Origin of the sequence: Streptomyces colonosanans, from assembly GCF_001866645.1 — a bacterium.
In the GTDB taxonomy this organism is placed as follows: Bacteria; Actinomycetota; Actinomycetes; order Streptomycetales; family Streptomycetaceae; genus Streptomyces; species Streptomyces colonosanans.
In genome coordinates this window covers 26,806-45,303 of the sequence record NZ_MLYP01000072.1, presented here as the reverse complement: position 1 = coordinate 45,303, position 18,498 = coordinate 26,806, and the positions used below count along the sequence as shown (strand labels likewise).

17 protein-coding genes and 2 pseudogenes are annotated in these 18,498 nt (G+C 68.2%); 9 read left to right on the top strand and 10 right to left on the bottom strand.

The window, feature by feature from the left end:
- Positions 1 to 10 precede the first annotated feature (10 nt).
- The 10 genes and pseudogenes from BIV24_RS26010 to BIV24_RS35700 form a co-directional block, all read right to left on the bottom strand.
- Positions 11 to 265, bottom strand: a complete 255-nt coding sequence (locus BIV24_RS26010) for a DUF1330 domain-containing protein (RefSeq protein ID WP_425442594.1) — start codon at positions 263 to 265, stop codon at positions 11 to 13.
- 14 nt (positions 266 to 279) lie between these two features.
- Positions 280 to 480, bottom strand: a pseudogene (locus tag BIV24_RS35710) (MOSC domain-containing protein); the annotation flags it as partial.
- Positions 477 to 1,322, bottom strand: coding sequence for an SDR family NAD(P)-dependent oxidoreductase (locus BIV24_RS26005; RefSeq protein WP_071368876.1), 846 nt, complete (start codon positions 1,320 to 1,322; stop codon positions 477 to 479). The gene BIV24_RS26005 and the pseudogene BIV24_RS35710, both read right to left, overlap by 4 nt.
- Before the next feature lie 24 nt (positions 1,323 to 1,346).
- On the bottom strand, positions 1,347 to 1,850 hold the full coding sequence (locus BIV24_RS26000; RefSeq protein ID WP_071368875.1) for an AMP-binding enzyme: 504 nt from the start codon (positions 1,848 to 1,850) through the stop codon (positions 1,347 to 1,349).
- Positions 1,847 to 2,497 carry an isochorismatase family protein gene (locus tag BIV24_RS25995; RefSeq protein WP_071368874.1) on the bottom strand — a complete coding sequence of 217 codons (651 nt, stop codon included), beginning with the start codon at positions 2,495 to 2,497 and terminating at the stop codon, positions 1,847 to 1,849. The genes BIV24_RS26000 and BIV24_RS25995 overlap by 4 nt, the downstream gene beginning before the upstream one ends.
- Positions 2,498 to 2,521: 24 nt before the next feature.
- Positions 2,522 to 3,649 carry a 2,3-dihydro-2,3-dihydroxybenzoate dehydrogenase gene (locus BIV24_RS35705; protein ID WP_281247771.1) on the bottom strand — a complete coding sequence of 376 codons (1,128 nt, stop codon included), beginning with the start codon at positions 3,647 to 3,649 and terminating at the stop codon, positions 2,522 to 2,524.
- 107 nt (positions 3,650 to 3,756) lie between these two features.
- Positions 3,757 to 4,884 (bottom strand): annotated as a pseudogene (locus BIV24_RS25985) (amidohydrolase family protein); the annotation flags it as partial.
- A 242-nt stretch (positions 4,885 to 5,126) separates the two neighbouring features.
- The gene (locus tag BIV24_RS25980) at positions 5,127 to 5,411 is read right to left on the bottom strand and encodes a phosphopantetheine-binding protein (RefSeq protein ID WP_071368901.1); all 285 of its coding nucleotides are present in this window, start codon (positions 5,409 to 5,411) and stop codon (positions 5,127 to 5,129) included.
- Positions 5,412 to 5,494: 83 nt separating this feature from the next.
- On the bottom strand, positions 5,495 to 6,784 hold the full coding sequence (locus BIV24_RS25975; protein WP_245766946.1) for a (2,3-dihydroxybenzoyl)adenylate synthase: 1,290 nt from the start codon (positions 6,782 to 6,784) through the stop codon (positions 5,495 to 5,497).
- Complete coding sequence (locus BIV24_RS35700) at positions 6,676 to 7,446, bottom strand: beta-ketoacyl-[acyl-carrier-protein] synthase family protein (protein ID WP_071368871.1); 771 nt, start codon at positions 7,444 to 7,446, stop codon at positions 6,676 to 6,678. The genes BIV24_RS25975 and BIV24_RS35700 overlap by 109 nt, the downstream gene beginning before the upstream one ends.
- A gap of 107 nt (positions 7,447 to 7,553) precedes the next feature.
- Between BIV24_RS35700 and BIV24_RS25965 the strand changes: the two genes are divergently transcribed.
- The 9 genes from BIV24_RS25965 (at position 7,554) to BIV24_RS25925 (ending at position 18,466) form a co-directional block, all read left to right on the top strand.
- Positions 7,554 to 8,498 carry an SAM-dependent methyltransferase gene (locus BIV24_RS25965; protein WP_079168533.1) on the top strand — a complete coding sequence of 315 codons (945 nt, stop codon included), beginning with the start codon at positions 7,554 to 7,556 and terminating at the stop codon, positions 8,496 to 8,498.
- Positions 8,499 to 8,817: 319 nt separating this feature from the next.
- The gene (locus tag BIV24_RS25960; protein ID WP_177198819.1) at positions 8,818 to 9,693 is read left to right on the top strand and encodes a pyridoxamine 5'-phosphate oxidase family protein; all 876 of its coding nucleotides are present in this window, start codon (positions 8,818 to 8,820) and stop codon (positions 9,691 to 9,693) included.
- 283 nt (positions 9,694 to 9,976) lie between these two features.
- The gene (locus BIV24_RS25955) at positions 9,977 to 10,468 is read left to right on the top strand and encodes an acyl-CoA synthetase family protein (RefSeq protein ID WP_177198818.1); all 492 of its coding nucleotides are present in this window, start codon (positions 9,977 to 9,979) and stop codon (positions 10,466 to 10,468) included.
- 1,160 nt (positions 10,469 to 11,628) lie between these two features.
- Positions 11,629 to 11,928, top strand: a complete 300-nt coding sequence (locus BIV24_RS25950) for a hypothetical protein (protein ID WP_143064664.1) — start codon at positions 11,629 to 11,631, stop codon at positions 11,926 to 11,928.
- Positions 11,929 to 12,053: 125 nt separating this feature from the next.
- A complete protein-coding gene (locus BIV24_RS25945) occupies positions 12,054 to 13,973 on the top strand; it encodes an AfsR/SARP family transcriptional regulator (RefSeq protein WP_071368867.1) in 1,920 nt (639 codons plus the stop codon).
- Positions 13,974 to 14,603: 630 nt separating this feature from the next.
- Complete coding sequence (locus tag BIV24_RS25940; protein ID WP_071368866.1) at positions 14,604 to 15,650, top strand: iron-containing redox enzyme family protein; 1,047 nt, start codon at positions 14,604 to 14,606, stop codon at positions 15,648 to 15,650.
- 35 nt (positions 15,651 to 15,685) lie between these two features.
- Positions 15,686 to 16,372: a 2OG-Fe dioxygenase family protein gene (locus tag BIV24_RS25935; RefSeq protein WP_071368865.1), complete on the top strand. Its 687-nt coding sequence runs from the start codon at positions 15,686 to 15,688 to the stop codon at positions 16,370 to 16,372.
- An 82-nt stretch (positions 16,373 to 16,454) separates the two neighbouring features.
- Complete coding sequence (gene dapF / locus BIV24_RS25930; protein ID WP_071368864.1) at positions 16,455 to 17,363, top strand: diaminopimelate epimerase; 909 nt, start codon at positions 16,455 to 16,457, stop codon at positions 17,361 to 17,363.
- Positions 17,360 to 18,466, top strand: a complete 1,107-nt coding sequence (locus BIV24_RS25925; protein ID WP_079168530.1) for a pyridoxal phosphate-dependent aminotransferase — start codon at positions 17,360 to 17,362, stop codon at positions 18,464 to 18,466. The genes dapF and BIV24_RS25925 overlap by 4 nt, the downstream gene beginning before the upstream one ends.
- Positions 18,467 to 18,498: the final 32 nt, after the last annotated feature.

Genomic DNA, 18,498 nt, shown 5'->3' with positions numbered 1-18,498 from the left:
CGTCAGGGCGTCACGCGCCGGTGTCGCCGCCCGGCCGTTCCCTCTCCGCCCGAAGCTTCGCTGCCCGCTCGCGCGGGTCGTACCCCGGACCGACGCCCTCGATCAGCAGCACGTCGCCCTCGATGTGGTCGGTCCGCAGTCTCAGGATGTCCTGGTATGCGGGGGACGCGTACCAGGCACCGGTCTCGGCCAGGTCCGGGAACTCGATCAGCACCACACTGCCGGGCCAGTCACCCTCGACCACCTCGGCCGGTGGACCATGGATGACGAAGCGTCCGTGGAAGGGGTCGAGGGTGGCCTGGATGCGCTCCAGGCCGTCACGCCGGCGTGTACGTCGCCCTCCACACCGAACCCGGCGAGCAGCGTGATGCTCTCCCTGTTCGGCTTGCTGAACGAGTGCTCGCCGCTGCTGCTGACTGCGGCCACCGTCCCGTTCGTCCCGGATCCCCTCCTCAGTGAGGCTCGCGCGACACCGGTCATCGCTGCGGCCCCGTGTCCGCCTGGGCGGGAGGGGCCGCTGTGACCGACGGAGTGTACGTGCCGAGCGTCGCGGTGAGTCCGGCGTCGACGGGCAGGACGGTACCGGTGATCCAGCGCGAACGGGGGCTGGCGAGGAACAAGACGGCATCGCCGACGTCCCACCCTGTGCCCTCGGTACCCAACGGAGCTGCGAGCCGCCGCTGTTCGCGGGCGGCTTCGTCGATTCCCTGGGAATACACCATCGGAGTGTGTACGGCGCCGGGTGCGAGCGCGTTGACCCGGATCCCCTCGCGCCCGTGGTGGGCGGCCATGGTCCTGGTGAGGCCGACGATCGCGGCCTTGGTGGTGGGGTAGGCGATGCCCTGGTGTCCACCGACGAGGCCGGCCACGGAGGACATGTTGATGATCGAGCCACCGCCGCTGGTCCGCATACGCGGTATGGCGACCCGGGACATCAGCACCATGGAGGTCAGATTGACGCGCAGGCACTGGTCCCAGGCGAGGAGGTCCACGTCGAGCACTGTGCCGGACGGGCCGGCCACCCCGACGTTGTTGACCAGGACGTCGAGTTGCCCCCAGGCATCCATCGCCTGCTCGACCACAGCCGCGCAGGCGTCGGGGTCGGTGACGTCCGCGGTCACCGCCAGGGACTCTCCGCCGCGCTCGGCGATGAGCTTCTGCGTCTCCTCCATGTGCTCGGGCGCCGAATCGACGACGACCACATGTGCCCCGGCATCGGCGAGCAGCACTGCGGCGGCCCTGCCGTTACCGATACCGGATGCGCGGGAACCGGCACCCGTGACAATCGCCACCTTGCCCTTGAGGTCGAAGCCCACGGTCATGCGTCCTCCTGTCAGTGCGGGTGATCAGATCTGCCGGGACCGGCCGGCCCAGTACCGTTCCCGGATGGCCCGCTTGAGCACCTTTCCGTTGGCACTGCGGGGCAGCGAGTCGACGAACTCGACCTGCTTGGGGGCGCGAACACCGCCCAGCCGGTCCTTGCACAGCGAGATCAGCTCACCGCCGTCGACACGGGCGCCGGCGTTGAGCTCGACGACCGCGACGGCCGCCTCGCCCCAGTCGTCGTGCGGTGCGCCGATCACGGCGCAGTCCTGCACGGCCGGATGGCTCCAGATCACCTGCTCGATCTCACTGGGGTAGATGTTCAGCCCACCGGAGCCCCGCGGCGGCAGAGGGAGTTCGGTGAGCGAGGCGAGCCGGGAGACCCTTCCCACCATCAGCTCCAGTCGGTCCGCTCCCGTGGCCTGCGCGCGGTGCAGCAGCGCGAACGGCGGCGGTTCGCCGCCGAGGATTCGCCGCAGCAACGGGTTCGGTACATCGGAACGCACTGTGTCGGCACCCTGGTTCATGAGCGGCTCGCCTCCTCGAGCTTCTGCAGCACGGCATCGGTGGACAGCGCCATGCCGCACCTCGTCGCGACATACCGGAGCGTCATGCGATGGTCGTCCAGGGTGAAGTCGGCGACGGCGTCGGCCACCACGAACGTCTGGATGTCGTGGGCGTACGCCTCACCGGCGGTCATAAGGATCCCGACGTGGGCGTGCACGCCGCACACGATCAGCTGGTCCCGTCCCGTGGATCGGAGCTGGTCCAGCAGGCTCGTACGGAAGAAGGCGCTCGGCCGCCACTTGGTGAGCACCGTGTCGGTTTCTGTCGGCGCCAGTTCCTCGACGACGGCGCGGTCCTTCGGCCCGGCGGTCATGCCTGGACCCCAGAAGTCCTTGAGCAGGCCTCGCTGCTGTTCGGTCATGTCGCCCGGCTGAGCGGTGTAGGCGACGGGGATACCCAGACGGGTGCAGGCCTGTCTGAGCCGGACCGCGTTGCGGACCAGCTCGTCGACGGGTGACCGACCGGCGGGGAACGGTCGCAGGAAGTAGTTCTGCATGTCGTGCACCAACAGGACGGCACGGGACGGACTCACCGACCACGAGGCGGTGTTGGCAGCCAGATCGCTCTGTGTGGGCATCGGGTAGGGCTCGATCAGGGGGATGGCCACAACCCCCTCCTTTCCAGGGCAGGGTCACGCGCCGAGCGCGGCGCCGCCGTCGACGGTGAGATGCTGCATGGTGATGTGCGCGGCCTCGTCGGACAGCAGGAAGAGCACGGCGTTCGCGACGTCCCGAGGACGAGCCACCCTGCCCAGCGGGATGCCGACCCGGAAGGCTTCCGGAACACCCTCGATCGAGGCGCGGGCCGCGGCCTCCTCACTCCACAGCGAGGTCAGCATGGGGGTACTGGTCGAGCCGGGAGCGACCACGTTGCAGCGGATGCCGTACTCGGCGCTCTCCAGGCCGAGGCACTTGGTGAACGTGGACACCGCGGCCTTCGACGCCGCGTACGCGGCCATCTCCATGCGCGCGGTGCCCGCGGCGTTGGAAGCGATCGTGACCAGGGCGCCGCGCCGGCGCGGCATCATCCGGCGCACGACGGCGCGCGACACGTGGAACACCCCGCTCGTGTTGACGGCGAACGTCGTCTGCCAGTCCTCGTCCGTGAAGCGGTCGATCCGGCCGGTGCGCAGCACTCCGGCGGCGTTCACGAGCCGGTCGACCGGGCCGAGCAGGTCCTCGACCTCCTCGACCACCGCGTCTACCTCCTCGCTGGAGGTGACGTCGACCGGGAAGGCCGTGGCGCGACGGCCGGCCTCCGTCAGCTCCTTGGCCACAACTGCCAGCTGGTCGGCGTCGCGGTCCAGCAGTGCCACCGAGGCACCGCTCACGGCGAGCGCCTCGGCCACCGCGCTCCCGATACCGCCCGCCGCCGCGACGGCGTCCTGGAAGCGGACGACCTCCCGCACGACCGTGTCCACGAGCCGCGTCTTGACCCCTCCCGGTGCGATCACGGTGTTGCCGTGCATCGGGTCGGACAGCCAGCTGACCGGATGGCCCGCGGCCCGCACGGCGGACACCAGTGCGGGCAGTCGCTCGGTCACGGCGTCGGCACCCATCCGAGCGATCAGGGTGAGCCTGCCGGGCGTCCGGTCGGGATCCAGCAGCCCGCACAGGCGTACCACGTCGTCGGGTGTGGCCGACGGTCCGACCTTGCAGGAGAGGGGGTTGTCGACGCGGGCGAGCAGGCGCGCGTGCGCCCCGTCGATATGCCGGGTGCGCTCGCCGATCCACGGCCAGTGTGTGGAGGTGAGCAGCAACCGGCCGGCTTGGTCGCGACGTACCGCAGGGCCTGCAGGTACTCGTCTTGCAGAGCGGCTTCGTCGACATGGGTGGTGCGGCCGTTCTCCAACAGGATCCGGCCCGCTACCAACACGGTGTGCACGTCCTGCGTGCCGCCCAGGGTCAGGTAGGCCTCCAGTGGGCGCGGGTTGAGCAGGTAGCGCCAGTCGTCGATGGGGACGAGCACCAGGTCGGCCTGCTTGCCCACCTCCAGGCTGCCGACCTCTCGATCCCATGCGAGACCGCGCGCCGCGATCCGCGTAGCCATGGCCAGTGCCTCACTGGCGAGCAAGGCGGTGTGGTCCGCCGCAAGCTCGTTGTACATCTGCCAGGCAGCCCGCATCTCCTCCGCCATGCCCATGACGGGAAACACGCCGCCGTCCGTCGACAGGGAGACGTCGAGGCCGCTGCGCCGGAGTCCGGGGATGAGACCGGTCTCGGTCAGGGTGGACTCACCGGTGGGGCCGTACTTCGCCGGGGAGTGGCTGATGTGAGCCTCGGCTTCGACCAGCATCCGCCGCTCGTCGGGATCGGCGAACGCGCAGTGCACCGCAACGAGCCGGTGGTTCAGGAGCCCCAGCCGGTCCAGCCTGCGGATGGGGGTGGTACCGAAGTACGTACGTATCGCCTCCGCCTCGTTGCGCAGAGCGCCGACATGCGTGGCGAACGGGACGTCGTACTCGGCGGAGAGACGGGCCAGGCCGCGCCCGAGCTCGTGGCTCATGTTGGTGAGGTACGGGGCCGTGGGCCAGGCACGGAGCCGAGCGGTCCGGTCCGCCGCGCAGCGGTCCAACACCTGCTGGATCCATGCCAGTTCGGCGTCGGCGTCGCGGGTCCGCGCGGGCGCGGCGACGCCCGTTCCGCACTGTGTGTCCGCCACCCAGGCGCTCACCGAACAGCGGATGCCCAGCTCAAGTGCCGCATCAGCCAGCGCCTCGGGGCGGTTGACCGATCCGACGTCGCCAAGCGTGGTGGTGCCCGAGCGCAGTTGCGTCCAGGTCGCATACCGGGCGACGGCGCGCGCCTCGTCGGGCTGCAGGGCGTCCACCAAGCGGCGGAATCCCTCGAACCCGGCGGATACCTTGGTGATTTCACCCCCCAGTGCCATGAAACCGGGCTCGTCGGCCCGGTCCTGCGGGGAGCGCAGGGCGCCTTTGAAGGGAAGACGCACGGCGAACAGGTCGTGCCAGTGGTTGTTGACGAAACCCGGCATCACGAGCATGGACCCGGCGTCGATTCTCCGCAGCCCCGCCTGCTGCTCCGGAGTGAGGTCTGCGACAGCCTGCGCCACTTCCTCGACCGAACCTACGGCGGCGATCCGATCGCCGATGACGAGGACGGACCCCGTGGGGTGCACTCGGGCTGCGGCATCCGCCGTGCACAGGTGTCCGCCCTGGATCAGAAGCGCGGCCGGGCGGGCGGGGAGCCCCTCGTCGTCCAGCAGCGGGAATCCACTCATGTCGTGGCCTCCGCGGATCCGGCCGCGACGGCGTTGAAGTGCCGTTGCCAGGCCTCGAGTGTGGGCTCTGCGGCCAGTTCGCGGAACGAGACCGGCAAGCCGTTGCGGCGCCACTGGTTGACCAGTCGCATCATCTCCAGGGAGCCGAGCCCCACGTGAATCAGGTTGGCGTCCGGCGCGATGGCATCGGGTTCGGTACCGATCATCGCCGCGACGGCATCGCGCAGTGCGGCGGAGATCTCCGTGAGGTTCTGTCCCCTGCCGTCCGCTGTGGTGTCCATCAGTGTCCCCAGTTCTTCGACTTCAGCGGGATGAGGGTGGGCGGGACCGGCGCCCTCGGCCGGTCCCGGGGCGGCGTACGCCGTCATCGGCCGACCGCCGATTCGGAGGCGGCGGCGTCTGCCGCCTGGATCCGGGCTGCCGCGCCGGCCGCGAGAGCCTTCTTGTCGACCTTGCCGAGCCCGGTCAGCGGGAGCTTGTCGACGATGGCCAGCCACTCGGGGAGCTTGTAGTCAGCCAGCCCGTCCCCGTGCAGCGCCTCCTTCAACTCCCCAAGAACGGGAGGCGGACCGTCCGGGACCACAAAGGCTCCGACGCGCTCGCCCAGGAACGGATCGGGCACAGGTACAACGGCGACCTCGGCCACCGACGGATGGGCCAGGAGGTGTTCCTCCACCTCACCTGCGGAGACTTTGTCCCCGCCCCGGTTGATCATGTCCTTGATGCGGCCCTCGATGACGAGAGCGCCGTCCTCGGTCAGTCGCACAAGGTCGCCGGTGCGGTAGAAGCCGTCCTCGGTGAAGGCCCGCGCGTTGTGTTCCGGCGCCCTGTAGTAGCCCTGCAGGGTGTAGGGGCCATAAGTGAGCAGCTCTCCGGTGCTGCCCGGCGGCAGCTCCGCTGCGTCGGGGCCGACGATCCCCACCTCGTCGTCGGGTGAGAGCGGCCTGCCCTGGGTGGTCAGGACGGTCTCCTCGGTGTCGGTGGCACGGGTGAGGGTGAGCAGACCCTCCGCCATCCCGAAGACCTGTTGCAGCCGGCACCCGAGGACGGGGCTGACGCGCTCCGCGACGGAGCGGGGCAATCGGGCCCCGCCGACCTGCAGGAGCTTCAGGCTGGACAGGTCGGCCGTGCTCCACTCGGCGGCCTCGAGCCACAACTGGACCAGTGTCGGCACCAATGAGGTGAACGTGACACGTTCGCGCGCGATGGTCTCGAAGCACTCGTCGGCGATGGGCGCGTCCACGAGGACCACGGTGCCGCCGGAACGCAGCGTCCCCACCACGCCGGGGCACCCCCAGGTGAAGTTGAACTCTGCCGGGAGTACCGCCAAGTAAACGTCGTCGGGGCCCAGTTCGAGCAGCTCAGCAGAGGCCCGGGTCTGGTACGCGTAGTCGTCGTGGGTCCTGGGGATCAGTTTCGGCAGCGCCGTCGTGCCACCGGACAGCAGGAACAACGCGACATCGGACGGGTCGGGCGGGGGCAGCGGCACGGGCTCGTCGTCGACCTCGTCCAGCGGGACGAGCCACCTGGTGGCGGCATCGGCTGCTACCGGCGCCACCGGGTCAAGCACGAAGACCTTCCGCAGGGTCTCGTGCTCGCCCACCATGTCGAGTGCCAATTGAGTGTGGTCAAAGCCCTGGTAGGTGCCCGGCACCACGTAGGCGACGGCTTCCGAGAGCCGACACAGATGGCGGATCTCCTGCGCCCGGTGCGAGACCAGCGAGAAGGACCGGCGACCGTGTCGGCCGCGCCCAGGTGGCCCGTCCTCCGCGTGAACTCCCAGATACCCCGCTTCTCGTCGATGTCCAGCGGGTCCAGGAAGGACGCCTGCAAAGGCAGTCGGGAGAAGCCGATGTGACAGACCCGGGAGATGTCCGCCATGTCCAGGCCGGCCTCCGCCAGCGACTTGCGGGCGGCGGCGACGACCGTGTCGCCGAAGTTGCCCATGGGCGGCGGGACCCCTCGGGCCCACTCACGACGCCAGAACTCCCTGCGCTCCTCCAGGTTGAGGGTGCGACCCACGGTGGGACCGGGCGGGAACATGGGCTCCCCGCCGCGGTGCAGTGCTTCCATCGAAGGGGTTGACACCGAACCCACGGACAGCACCCGGGCGAAGCCGCCCCGGCGGGACACCACGGCCGCCGCTCCGGCGTCGCCCAGCAGAAAGAGCTTCGAGGCCCGCCAGCGGTCCACGAGTGGGGTGGAGAAGTTGTCGCCCGAGGTCAGCAGCACCGCCGAATGCTCGGACGTGGCCATGAGGCGGCAGGCGGCCATCTCCAGAGCGGAGAGCATGCCGAGGCGCGCAATCCAGATCATCCAGATGATGGATTTCCGTCTGCAGCAGGCTAGTTGAAGTCGCCATCCGGCACGAGGGACAGGATGAGTGGCACCTTCCGGCACAACTGTCGACGATCGCAGGGCACATGGCACCACCGTGGGCGTGGTGGCCCTCCGCCATCCGCCGCGACGCGCGAAGGGACACGCTTGTGGAGACAGCGCTCTCGCAGAATGGTCGGAAGGTCCCCCTGCCGAGCCTGCCGACGGGTGTAGGGCTCACAGCACTCTGCACAGCCAGGGAACGGGAGGCGGAGAACCGCCGTCCGGACCGGCTCTTCGAGGACCGCACCGCACGGGTGCTCACCGAAGTCATCGACGAATTGCCACGCCCGACCGGACTGCCGGACGGGTGTTCCGCCAGAAGCCGGGCATTCATGCGGGACTTCGTCGCCCTGCGCACCCGGTTCTTCGACGAGGAGCTGCGCGCCGCGTCACAGCGATGCCGTCAAGTGGTGCTGCTTGGCTCGGGGTTGGACTCCAGGTCCTTCCGCCTCGACTGGGCACCGGGCACCGAGGTCTACGAAGTGGACCGGACCGACGTCCTGCGCTTCAGGCACGGCATCCTGTCCATGATCGGCCAGGAGCCCCGCTGCAGACGTGCGGAGGTGGGTGCAGACCTGAGAGGGGACTGGCCCGGGGCGCTGCGGGCTGCGGGCTTCAATCCCTGGCGGTCGACGGCGTGGGGGGTCGAAGAGTTGCTGCCCTACCTGAGTCACACTGAGAACAACCAGTTACTGAGGGACATCACGGCGATGTCCGCACCGGGCAGCCGACTGGTGATGGACCACTTCGACAGAGCCCTGCAGCGCTCGGCGCGCTTCTCCCGACTGACCGAGGACCTGTACACGGTGAGTGCTGCCTGGCGCTCCACCTTGGAGATTCCCGACCGGTGGTTCACCCCGCACGGCTGGACGTTCGCCCTGACCAACCCCACGGAGCTCGCCCGCCGCAGCGGACGGGAGATCCCCGACCTGTTCACTCCGCAGGCCGGAGCCCAGGGACTCATGTGGCTCATCAGCGCAGCCCGCTGACGGAACGGGTCAGGAGGCCTTCACCCGCATTGCCCGCACCCACCAGGGTCCTTTCGGGCAGCCCTGGTGCGATGATGGTCTGTTATCTTTCCCTAAGGGCTGTCCCGTAATCCCTGGTGAGTCACCGCGCGGCGTCGGGTGCGGTGCATCGCAAGGCGGAGGGACGCGCGAATACTGGATGTATTCGGGCGTTCCGACAACGCGGCGAGGGGCCGTAGCCGTCGTCGCGCGCCCGCCAGGGATTACGGGACAGCCCTTAGTCGCCGAGGACTCAGGAACGCGAGCAACATGTCGTCATGGCTCGAGGGGTGCGGTCAACATGAGTTATCACCGAGGTGAGCGGAAAGTACAGGAAATCCTGGGTCGGTCGGCGGAGGCCGACCGATCGTCCAGAGTGATCCGGAACGGCTTCAGCGAGGTCCATGCCGCCTTTGTCGGCATGCAGCGTCTCGTGGTGATCGGATGGGCCGATTCCGGCGGCCGGATCTGGGCCTCGACCTTGACCGGCCCACCCGGATTCGCCCGGACCACCGGTCCTCATTCACTCTCCTTGGTCCTGGACCGGACGCAACTCGCTTCACCCTCAGGGCTTTTGGCCGACAGGCCGTTCGAGACCGGTCTGCTCTTTCCCGACAGACGCACAGGGCTGAGGCTCAGGGTCAACGGCATCGCTCGACCCACCAAGCGAGGGCTCGCTGTCGACACAGCCCAGGTCTTCACCAACTGCCCTGGGCGACTGCGCCACTGGAGCGGACCGGGGCAGCATGCGGTCGCTGCGAAACAGGCTGTCTCGGGTGAGATGCTCAGCCCGGTCCAGCAAAAATGGATCACGGATGCGGATACGTTCTTTATCGCGACGACTTCCGACACGGGGACCGCAGACGCCAGCCATCGGGGTGGGGAGCCCGGGTCCGTCAAGGTGGTGTCGCCGACCCAACTGGTGTGGGCGGAACGCTCCGGAAACTCGATGTTCACGACGCTCGGGAATCTTGCTGTCAACCCTCGCGCGGGAATTCTGTTCATCGACGGCCGGAGCGGCGCAACGCTGCACCTCACCGGAACCACCCGGCATCACCTCACCGGCGAGGAGCCGATCGTGCACTTCATGATCACGCACGTGGTACAGACGGCGCCCGTGGACGTGGCGGGGTTGCGGCGCCAACAGCAGCTCGCACGTGGTGTGTCGGCAGGATAGACACCTGCCTCGAAGCCGTCGGCTTGGCGCCACCAAGTCGCCAATGGCGATGACGACCTGGTGGCCCGTGAAGTACCAGTGATCTCCGGCTGTCGTCCACGATGAGCACAGCATCCCCTGACCGCCTGCGGGACCCGAGCTCGAGCAAGAGGCCCGAGAACTCGGCGATGCGGTCCAGGCGCTGCGGTCACCGGCCGGCCGGATACACGATGCTCAGATCCACTGCGAATCTCGGGCAATCCGTAACGCGTCAATTCGGCTGCGCGCTCCGAGCTTTGCCACCGTGGATGAAGCGCGTGTCGTGGGCGCGAACGCCGACGACAGCACTCACCTGCGCACCGGTGACCTCGGTTTCCTGCACGACGGCGAGCTGTACGTCACCGGACGCCTGAAGGACGTCATCATCCGTAAGGGCCGCAACTACTACCCCCAGGACATCGAGCTGTCCGCCGAACGGGCCGTGCCGGGTCTGCACCCGAACTGTGCAGCCGCCTTCTCCAGCGACGACGGTGAGCGCGAGCGGCTCGTGGTGGTCGTCGAGTCCGACGGCCGGCTCCTCAACTCCGTGGGGGCCACGTCCATACGTCAGCGTGTATACGACGCCGTCGGGGAAGAGCAGCGAATCACCCCGGACGAAGTGATCGTCGTGCGGCGCGGGGCACTGCCGAAGACCTCCAGCGGCAAGGTGCAGCGCCGGGCGTGCAAGCGGCGCTATGAGAACGGCGAGTTGACCGCCGTCACCACGTCCGCCGCCGTGACCGAGCGGGAGGCGTGATGTCCCGGCTGCACGTTACCCGAGCAGCCCGGGTGCCACGTCCTGAGCACCACATGATCGCGCTCGGCGCGGTCGTATAACGAGGGTGATGGTCGGCGGCGGTCGGGTGCCAGGAGCACTTCCTGGCACCCGGCGCGTCCCGGCCACTCACCGCCCGTCAGGCCATCTCCGTGCCATGCCGGCCGCCCAATGATCCACACCGAGTCCGGCAGCGATCCACACCGTGTCCGGACAGCCCGCCTCACCGACGAGATTCCGTGAGGTCAGACCCCCGCCCGTCGGCGTCGGCCAAGTGCACAACACACCGGTTCTTGGGGGGACAGCACGGCTCCGGATCTTCTTCGTCAGCCCTCGGGGGCGTCGCAGGACATGGGGGTGACAATCAAACACGCCACCGTTACTGTGTGCCTACTCACAAGCCTTGGGCAGCGAGACGGGGAAACATGCTCGGTCAGCCGTTATCTTGCGCTTTAACCGATGTTTTTGGTGTGCCTGCGCCGATCTGTGGACGCATCACGGAAGAAGCCACGCTCGATATCTTCGCGGGGCGCCGCGAGAACCCGGTCACAACTCAATCAGGTGTTGATCGAGTGAACGTGCTTGAGTAGCCTGACCGTGGCTCGCACGAGTGAGTAGTGCCTGTTTCCGTCAGTACGACCGCCCTAGGTCCCGACCTTCGGCGATACCGGCTTCGGCGGCTTGGCATCCTGACGGCGTGACGCTCTGCCATTACATTCCTCGAGCAGGTTCCCGTCGTACTCATTCCTGTGCCGTTCACGCTGTACGCGTTTTACAGGGCAGATTCCTTGATGTGGTTCGAGTACGGCTCGAAGGGGAGAGATGGAAAAGCGTTGCCGCGCGATCGCCATAGAATCGCGACGTGAACCTCTCGATAACGCAGAGTTTATCACGGATTCACGGTACGGGAAGAGCGGCAGGCAATCGTTATCCGGCCAATTAGCTGGAGTTGCACTTACCTCCCGGCGTATTCGCGCCCCCAGAGACGGAAGCCGCACCGAGGAGCTGGAACGCGTACGTCGGTCTCGTCGGCGGCATGGTCGTGCACGCTGACCAGCGACACCGAAGGGGACCGCGAGCCACGCGCGAACCCGCTCGTTGACGACGGGTAGGTGCACGGGCACCCCAGCTCGGCACGGGCCGTGACACACGAACTCGCCAGGCCCGCCAAAGACGCGCTGCTACAGGGGTCGGTCCTGCCGCCCCGGTGCGGCGTCGTGGCGAAGGCCACCCAGGACGGCCTCATGACCGCGGCTGCGGTGCTGCGCGGCATCTACTCCAAGTACGGCAGGGACCGCTGGAAAGGGGGCAGGGTAGTCGAGCAGCCCTCCGCCGAGCGCGGGCTGGAGGAGATACCCGTGAGGAGTGATGTTCCCGTCCGGCCGCTGGAGTCCGGCGCGGACAGCGTTCCGGAACCGGCCGACGACCGCTCGCTGTGCTGATGCGGGGGGCGTACGGGAACGGAACGACCAACACGTCAGGAGGCGAATGATCCGTGGCCACCACGGGAGCACCACTGCGCATACAGCTGTTAGGGCCCGTGCGTGCCTGGCGGAAGGAAGCGGAGGTGGCACTGGGCCCGCCCAAGCAGCGGGCCGTGCTCGGCCTGCTCGCCAGCCGCGCCAACGATGTCGTGGGCGTCGAGACCGTCGTGGACGCCCTGTGGGGCAGTGCCGTACCGCAGACGGCCGCCAACGGCGTACACACCTACGTGGCCGGCCTGCGCCGGGCGTTGGAGCCCGGACGCGGCAGGAGGGTGGCCGGAGCGGTACTCACCTCCGAATCCAGCGGGTACTGCCTGCGACTGGACCCCGCGAACGTGGACGCCACGGTCTTCACCCAAAGCCTCGGCGAGGCCCGCAGGTCACGGGGTGTGGGCACCGTCGATTCGACGCTGCGGCTGTACGAGCAGGCCATATCACTCTGGCGCAGCGAGGCGTACTCCGGGATTCCGGGGCCTTTCGCCGCGATGGAGCGCACCCGGCTGCGGGACCTGCGGCTGACCGCCGTGGAGGAGTGGGCCGCTGAGATGCTGGCGGTCGGACGGCACGCCGATGTCATCGCCGAGCTGACGGGCGCGGTGTCCGAGGAGCCGCTGCGGGAGAAGCTCCGCTGGCTGCTGATCCAGGCGCTGTACCGCAGCGGACGGCAGGCCGACGCGCTGCGGATGTACGAGGAGATCCGGCAGCTGCTGAGCCGTGAGCTGGGCGTCGAGCCCGGCACCGACCTGCGCAATCTCTACCATCAGATCCTTTCCGGGCATCCGGAGCTGCGCCCTCCCGGCGACACCTCGCCGCTGCCGCTCGCGGGCCGCGATACCGCGTTCCACCTTCCCCTCAAGCCAGCTCAACTACCTCCATTAGCCCGTGGGTTCTTAGGTCGGGACACAGAACTGACTGACCTGGAAACGGTGTTGACCGAAGAGAGCACGCGGCACGGCGCGACGACCCCGGTGGCGGTGGTCGATGGTCTGGCCGGGGTCGGCAAGTCGGCGTTCGTGCTGGAGCTCGCGAACCGGCTCCTCGCTTGTTTCCCCGACGGCCAGCTGTACGTGGACCTACGCGGCACGGGACTGCAGGGCCGACCCGTGAGCTCCGCCGATGCCCTGGGGCAGCTCCTGGTCGGCCTGGGAGTCGACAGTTCGCAGATACCCCCGGGCCTGGCCGCCAGGACCACCCTCTACCGGAGCCTGCTGCATGGCCAGCGGATGCTGGTGGTGCTGGACGATGTAGCCGCTGCCGATCAGCTGCGGCCACTCATTCCTCGGGGGGCGTCCTGCGTCCTGGCGACCAGTCGGCAGCGCTTCAGTGGGCTGGCAGCTCGCGACGGTGCTCATCTGGTCACGATCGGGCCGCTGGCCGACGAGGAGTCGGCGCAACTACTCACCGGGCTCAGCGAGGGACGGCTCGAGGGAGAGGACGAGGTCGGCGCACGCCTGGTGGCAGTGTGCGGAGGACTGCCGCTGGCGCTGCGTATCGTCGCCGACGGGCTGGCGGCCAACCCCGATGTACCGCTGACCACGTTGGTCGAGCAGTACGAAGCCGAGCATGGCCGGCTCGACCGGCTGACGGTGAAGGACGACGCAGCAGCCAGCATGCGTAATGTCTTCGAGGCGTCGTACCAGGCACTGCCCGCGGACGCGGCACGGATGTTCCGTCATCTGGGGCTGCACGGTGGTCCGTTCACGGTTCATATAGCGGCGACGCTCACGGAGGCGGACCATGAGAGCACCGAAAGCCTGCTTGCGCTCCTGTCGGCCCACCACCTGTTGGAGGAGGGACCGGACCAGCAGTACCGCTTCAACAGTCTCATCGCCGTCTATGCCGCCGAGTGCGCGGAGCGCGAGCCGCCAGCCCGCCGCAAGGAGGCTCTCGACCGACTGACCCAACTGGAGTCAGGCACTGCGAACGCACGGTCCTCGGCGGCGAACGGCGCCTGGCAGGATGCCCTGGGCCATCGCGCTCTGAGCACGCCGACGCCTCGATGACCGAGGCTGGACCAGAACTGCGGACACGCCCCCAGAGGTCTGGCGCCGCGGCTTCCCGGCAGCGGCACACAGTGGCGGAGGGCCGGCTCGCATATCTCTGTCCGTGGGGGGATCTCAAGGAATGCGTCAGGGAGGTTCGCATCGGTGGTCGTGATTCTGCAGCGGTTGGCAGCCGCGTCTTCCCAGACCACGGCCGGCTGCACCACTTCGCGGGACAGGATCAGCCACCGCCTCTCCCACCCCGGCTTCGGTGGTGACGGCCGACGGTCATACAGACAAGATCCATACATCGTCCAGTAAGGCTCAGCAGAATAGCTACCGGCCGTCACCCGCACGGAAGTTGAGCCCCCCCTGACAAGGAGGAGAAGGACGAAAGGACGGTGAAGCCGCTCCGCATTCGTTCCGTTCCGCCCCCTTCCGTAATTTCTTTGCGAGCAGTGACGGCAGACCAGTGTTTCGTTCACGGCATACCCGGCTACTGGAGATGGGTGTCAGACCCGCGCCATGGAAGCGCATGCGCACCCGCCGTATGCCGCCGAGCACGAAACCTGTTCTTCACCGTCTTCCGGAGGACGGTGCATCACGTCGTGACGGAAGTCTGATTCATCCAGTGACCCAAGGGGAAAACACATGCTGGAAGTCAGCATCTCCAAGGACCAGGCCGCATCTGCTGCATCGGCCCTGTCGACCGTGGACAAGATCACCAATTGGCTCGGGACCGCGCCTGAGAAGGTCGACTCCGCCCTGTCGAGCAGCGAGCGCGACCGTGTCCTCGAGGATGTGTCCGACATCAACAGAGCTGCGGCCGCGGGCGACGTCGACGCCCTGTACGCCCAGCAGTATCTGCTCGACCGTATCTACCAGCTGTACACCAAGATCCCGCAAGGGGTGAACGCCGAGGGGTCGGTCCTCGTATACGAGATAGTCCGACTACTGGAGACGGCCACAGCGGAGGCCCAGGACCGGCTGATCGATCCGGAGCTGCTTGACGAGGCGCCCACCGAGCCGCGGAAGTACCTGACCTGGCTCAAGAAGATCGCCCGTGAGCACCGGGTCTACAAGCACCCCTACTACCACGAGTTCATCCGCAACACGGCGACCGAGAGCGACTTACGCAACTACGTGATGCAGGAGTCCGTGGTGGACGGCCGCTTCGACGACCTGCTCGCGCTGATGCAGGTGGGCACCGCGGGCGATGCCAAGATGGAGATCGCCTCCAACTTCTGGGACGAGATGGGCAACGGCGACCACGCCCAGGTCCACACCACCCTCTTCAACAAGATCTTCGAGGTATTCGAGATCTCGGAAGACGAGTTGGAGCGCTCACTCACCGCCACCGCGCTGCTCAACGGCAACCTCGCAGTCATGCTGTGCCGCTACCGCACCCTGTACACGGAGGCCGTGGGCTTCCTGGGCATGACCGAGTGGATGGCGCCGGACAGGTTCGTCCAGGTCGTACACGCCTGGGAGCGCCTCGGCCTGCCGGAAGTCGGGATCACTTACCACCGGCTGCACATCACCATCGACTCGCAGCACGCCCAGGGCTGGTTCCACAACGTGGTGCTGCCCGCCGCCGAATCCGCGTACATGCGCCGAGCCATCGCTCGCGGCATCCTGTGGCGGCTCAACTCCTCCGCCGCATACCTGGACGAGCGCATGCCGTCCGCCGCCGCCTGACATCCGCCCGTCCCACCCATTACGGAGGAGAGACCATGCCGCTCGGCAGCGAAGGGTTCACCATCATCGACCTGCCGGATGTCCCGCCCGACATCCTGGCAAGCTATGACGACTGCCCGGTCGACGAGTACATGGGCAACGGCACTCGCTTCAAACGGTTCTCGCAGTACCGCCTCAGCCCACAGGGCGACGACGGGTGGTCGTTCGCACGGCTCCCCCACCGCGACTACACAACGTTCAAGAAGTTCAACCCGGTCGGTGGCGGCATGCGCCGCGTCTATGAGCCGATCAAGGTGGACTTCACCCCGTTCATCGAGGTCGGCATCCGTGAGCTCGGCCTTGACCGGTCCGAGGACTGGCAGATCAACGTCCACCAGAACAGGACCCGTGCCGACAGCGACAAGCCGGGCCCCCTCACCCCGGAGGGCGTGCACCACGACGGCCACGAGTTCGTGATGATCGCAATCCTCAACAAGGCGAACGTGGCGGGGGCCACCACCCGTCTTTGGAAACCCGGCGCCGACGAGCCCTTCTGGAGCGGTACGCTCGAACCGGGCCAGGCGGTCCTGCTGGACGACCGGGGGCTCGCGCACGACGTCACCGATGTGCTCTCCGCCGACGGCGGTCCGGGCCACCGGGACATCGTGATCGTCGCGTTCTCCCGGTGGTCGGAGAAGTGGTACGGCGACGAGCACGACGCCGCCGCGCTCACCGAGCAGTAGAACCCGGGCACAGCGCCGCCCTGGGGCGTTCCATCACCCCAGGGCGGCGCCGTGCCGCGTCCGCAGCCCATGGAGACCGACTGTGATCGACTTCTTCAAGTATCAGGCAGCAGGCAACGACTACTTGGTAATCGACCCCCGCCACACCGACTTCGCCGTGAGCCCCGAAGCGATCCGGCTGGTCTGCGACAGGCGCCGTGGGGTCGGGGCGGACGGCATCCTGTACGGGCCGCTGGAGCAGCCCCGTGCCGGTGTTCCGGTGGCGCTCAGCCTGTACAACTCCGACGGATCCGACTGCGGCAGAAGCGGCAACGGTCTGCGGATGTTCGCTCTCCACCTCGCCGCGCAGGAGCCGGGTGACTGGGTCGACGGGCGGGAGTTCACCCTTCGTACGGCCGCGGGCGACTGCCCGGTGAGGATCCTCGACGCGGCCGCGGGGCGCGTGCAGGTCGGTATGGGCCGGCCCAGCTTCGACGCCGCCGATGTGCCCCTGCTCACCGAGGACGGGACACCCTATTCCGGCCGGGCGGTGCGGGTGCCGCTCACGGTGGACGGCGAACAGCTGACCGTCACCTGCGTCTACAACGGCAATCCCCATACCGTGGTCCCGGTAGACCAGCCGTCGCCGCATCTGGCCGGGCGGCTCGGGCCGAAGATCGCCCGGCACGTCCGGTTCCCCGAGGCCACCAATGTGCAGTTCATGCGCATGCGGGGCCGGGACGTGATGGAACTGGAGGTCTTCGAGCGCGGTGCCGGGTACGTGACGGCGTCCGGCGCCAGCGCCTGTGCCGCGGCGTCCGCGGCCCGTGAACTCGGGCTGTGCGACGGGAGGGTCGAGGTCAGAATGCCTGGGGGAAGTATGGAGATCACCATCTCAGCGGACGGCTGGGTCACCATGACCGGGGATGCCGAGCAGGTCGCCGTCGGGAGCTTCGCGCCCGCCCTGCGCACGCGGCTCGACCGGTTGACGACAGCGAGGGCGGCTCGGTGACCGTCTCCTCAGCCCAGTCACGCGACTATCCGATCCAGAAGTGGGTGTTCGAGGACGCCGCCGGGCGCTTCGACATCGACCTCGGTGACAGCAACATGCTCCCTGGTCGCTTCGACGACCTCGTGGTGCCCGCCGGCCTGGAACTGGACTACGGCCACGACCGCGGCCTCGGCGCGCTGCGCGACGCGGTCGCCGGGCTGTACGGCGGGACGGCCGAGTCGGTCCTCATCACCCAGGGCGCTCAGCAGGCGCTGTACCTCGTATACGCGACGCTGCTGACTCCGGGATCCCAGGTGATCTCCTTCCGGCCCGGCTGGCAGCAGTCCTGGGACGTACCGGCCGCGCTGGGTTGCCGAGTCGAACTCGTCGGGTTCCGTCCTGACCTCAGCTTCGACGTCGAGGCCGCCGAGGCGGTGGCCGGGCCCGACGTGCGGCTGATCGTGGCCAACAGCCCGTGCAATCCGACCGGTCGGCGCATCGCCGAGGCGGATCTCCGCGGCCTGCTGGCGCTGGCGTCGCGTACGGGTGCCTATCTGTTGCTCGACGAGGAGTACGCGCTCGATCTCTCGCGCTCACCCGCGCTCGGTGATGACCGGGTGATCTCCGTGTCCAGCTTGTCCAAGGTGTACGGCTTCCCGGGGCTGCGGGTCGGCTGGTTGTACGGTCCGCCGAGCGTGGTGGACGGCTGCGCCCAGCGCAAGTTCCTCTCCACCATCTCCAACTCCGTGCTCTGCGAGACGCTGGCATGCGACGTACTGGCCCACCGCGAGCGCCATCTGGGGTCCTACCGGGAACTCACCACGCAGGGGCTCGCTCTCGTCAGGGACTTCGCCCGGCGCAACGCGGACGCGGTCACCCTCGTGGAGCCCCAGGACACCCCGTTCGCCTGGCTCTGGCTCACCACCGGGGAGGAGCCGCTGGCCATGTGCCGCAGGGCACTGGACATGGGCGTACTGCTGATGCCCGGCGAGACGCTCGGCGCCAGTGACGGCTTCCGGATCTGCTTCGCGCGCCCCCCAAAGGCCGTGGCCGAAGGGCTGACCCGCGTGGAACAGGTTCTCAGGCCTGTCTCCCCCACGGTTGCCTCCCCTCCCGTCCGCTGAGACCCGATCCCCCCGTGTACGACCTTCCTGTG

Excerpts from the sequence above, each read along its gene's own strand:
- BIV24_RS26005 (WP_071368876.1), bottom strand. The coding sequence starts at position 1,322 with ATGACCGTGGGCTTCGACCTCAAGGGCAAGGTGGCGATTGTCACGGGT.
- BIV24_RS26000 (WP_071368875.1), bottom strand. The coding sequence starts at position 1,850 with ATGAACCAGGGTGCCGACACAGTGCGTTCCGATGTACCGAACCCGTTG.
- BIV24_RS25980 (WP_071368901.1), bottom strand. The coding sequence starts at position 5,411 with ATGGACACCACAGCGGACGGCAGGGGACAGAACCTCACGGAGATCTCC.
- BIV24_RS35700 (WP_071368871.1), bottom strand. The coding sequence starts at position 7,446 with ATGATCTGGATTGCGCGCCTCGGCATGCTCTCCGCTCTGGAGATGGCC.
- BIV24_RS25965 (WP_079168533.1), top strand. The coding sequence starts at position 7,554 with ATGGCACCACCGTGGGCGTGGTGGCCCTCCGCCATCCGCCGCGACGCG.
- BIV24_RS25960 (WP_177198819.1), top strand. The coding sequence starts at position 8,818 with ATGAGTTATCACCGAGGTGAGCGGAAAGTACAGGAAATCCTGGGTCGG.
- BIV24_RS25940 (WP_071368866.1), top strand. The coding sequence starts at position 14,604 with ATGCTGGAAGTCAGCATCTCCAAGGACCAGGCCGCATCTGCTGCATCG.
- BIV24_RS25935 (WP_071368865.1), top strand. The coding sequence starts at position 15,686 with ATGCCGCTCGGCAGCGAAGGGTTCACCATCATCGACCTGCCGGATGTC.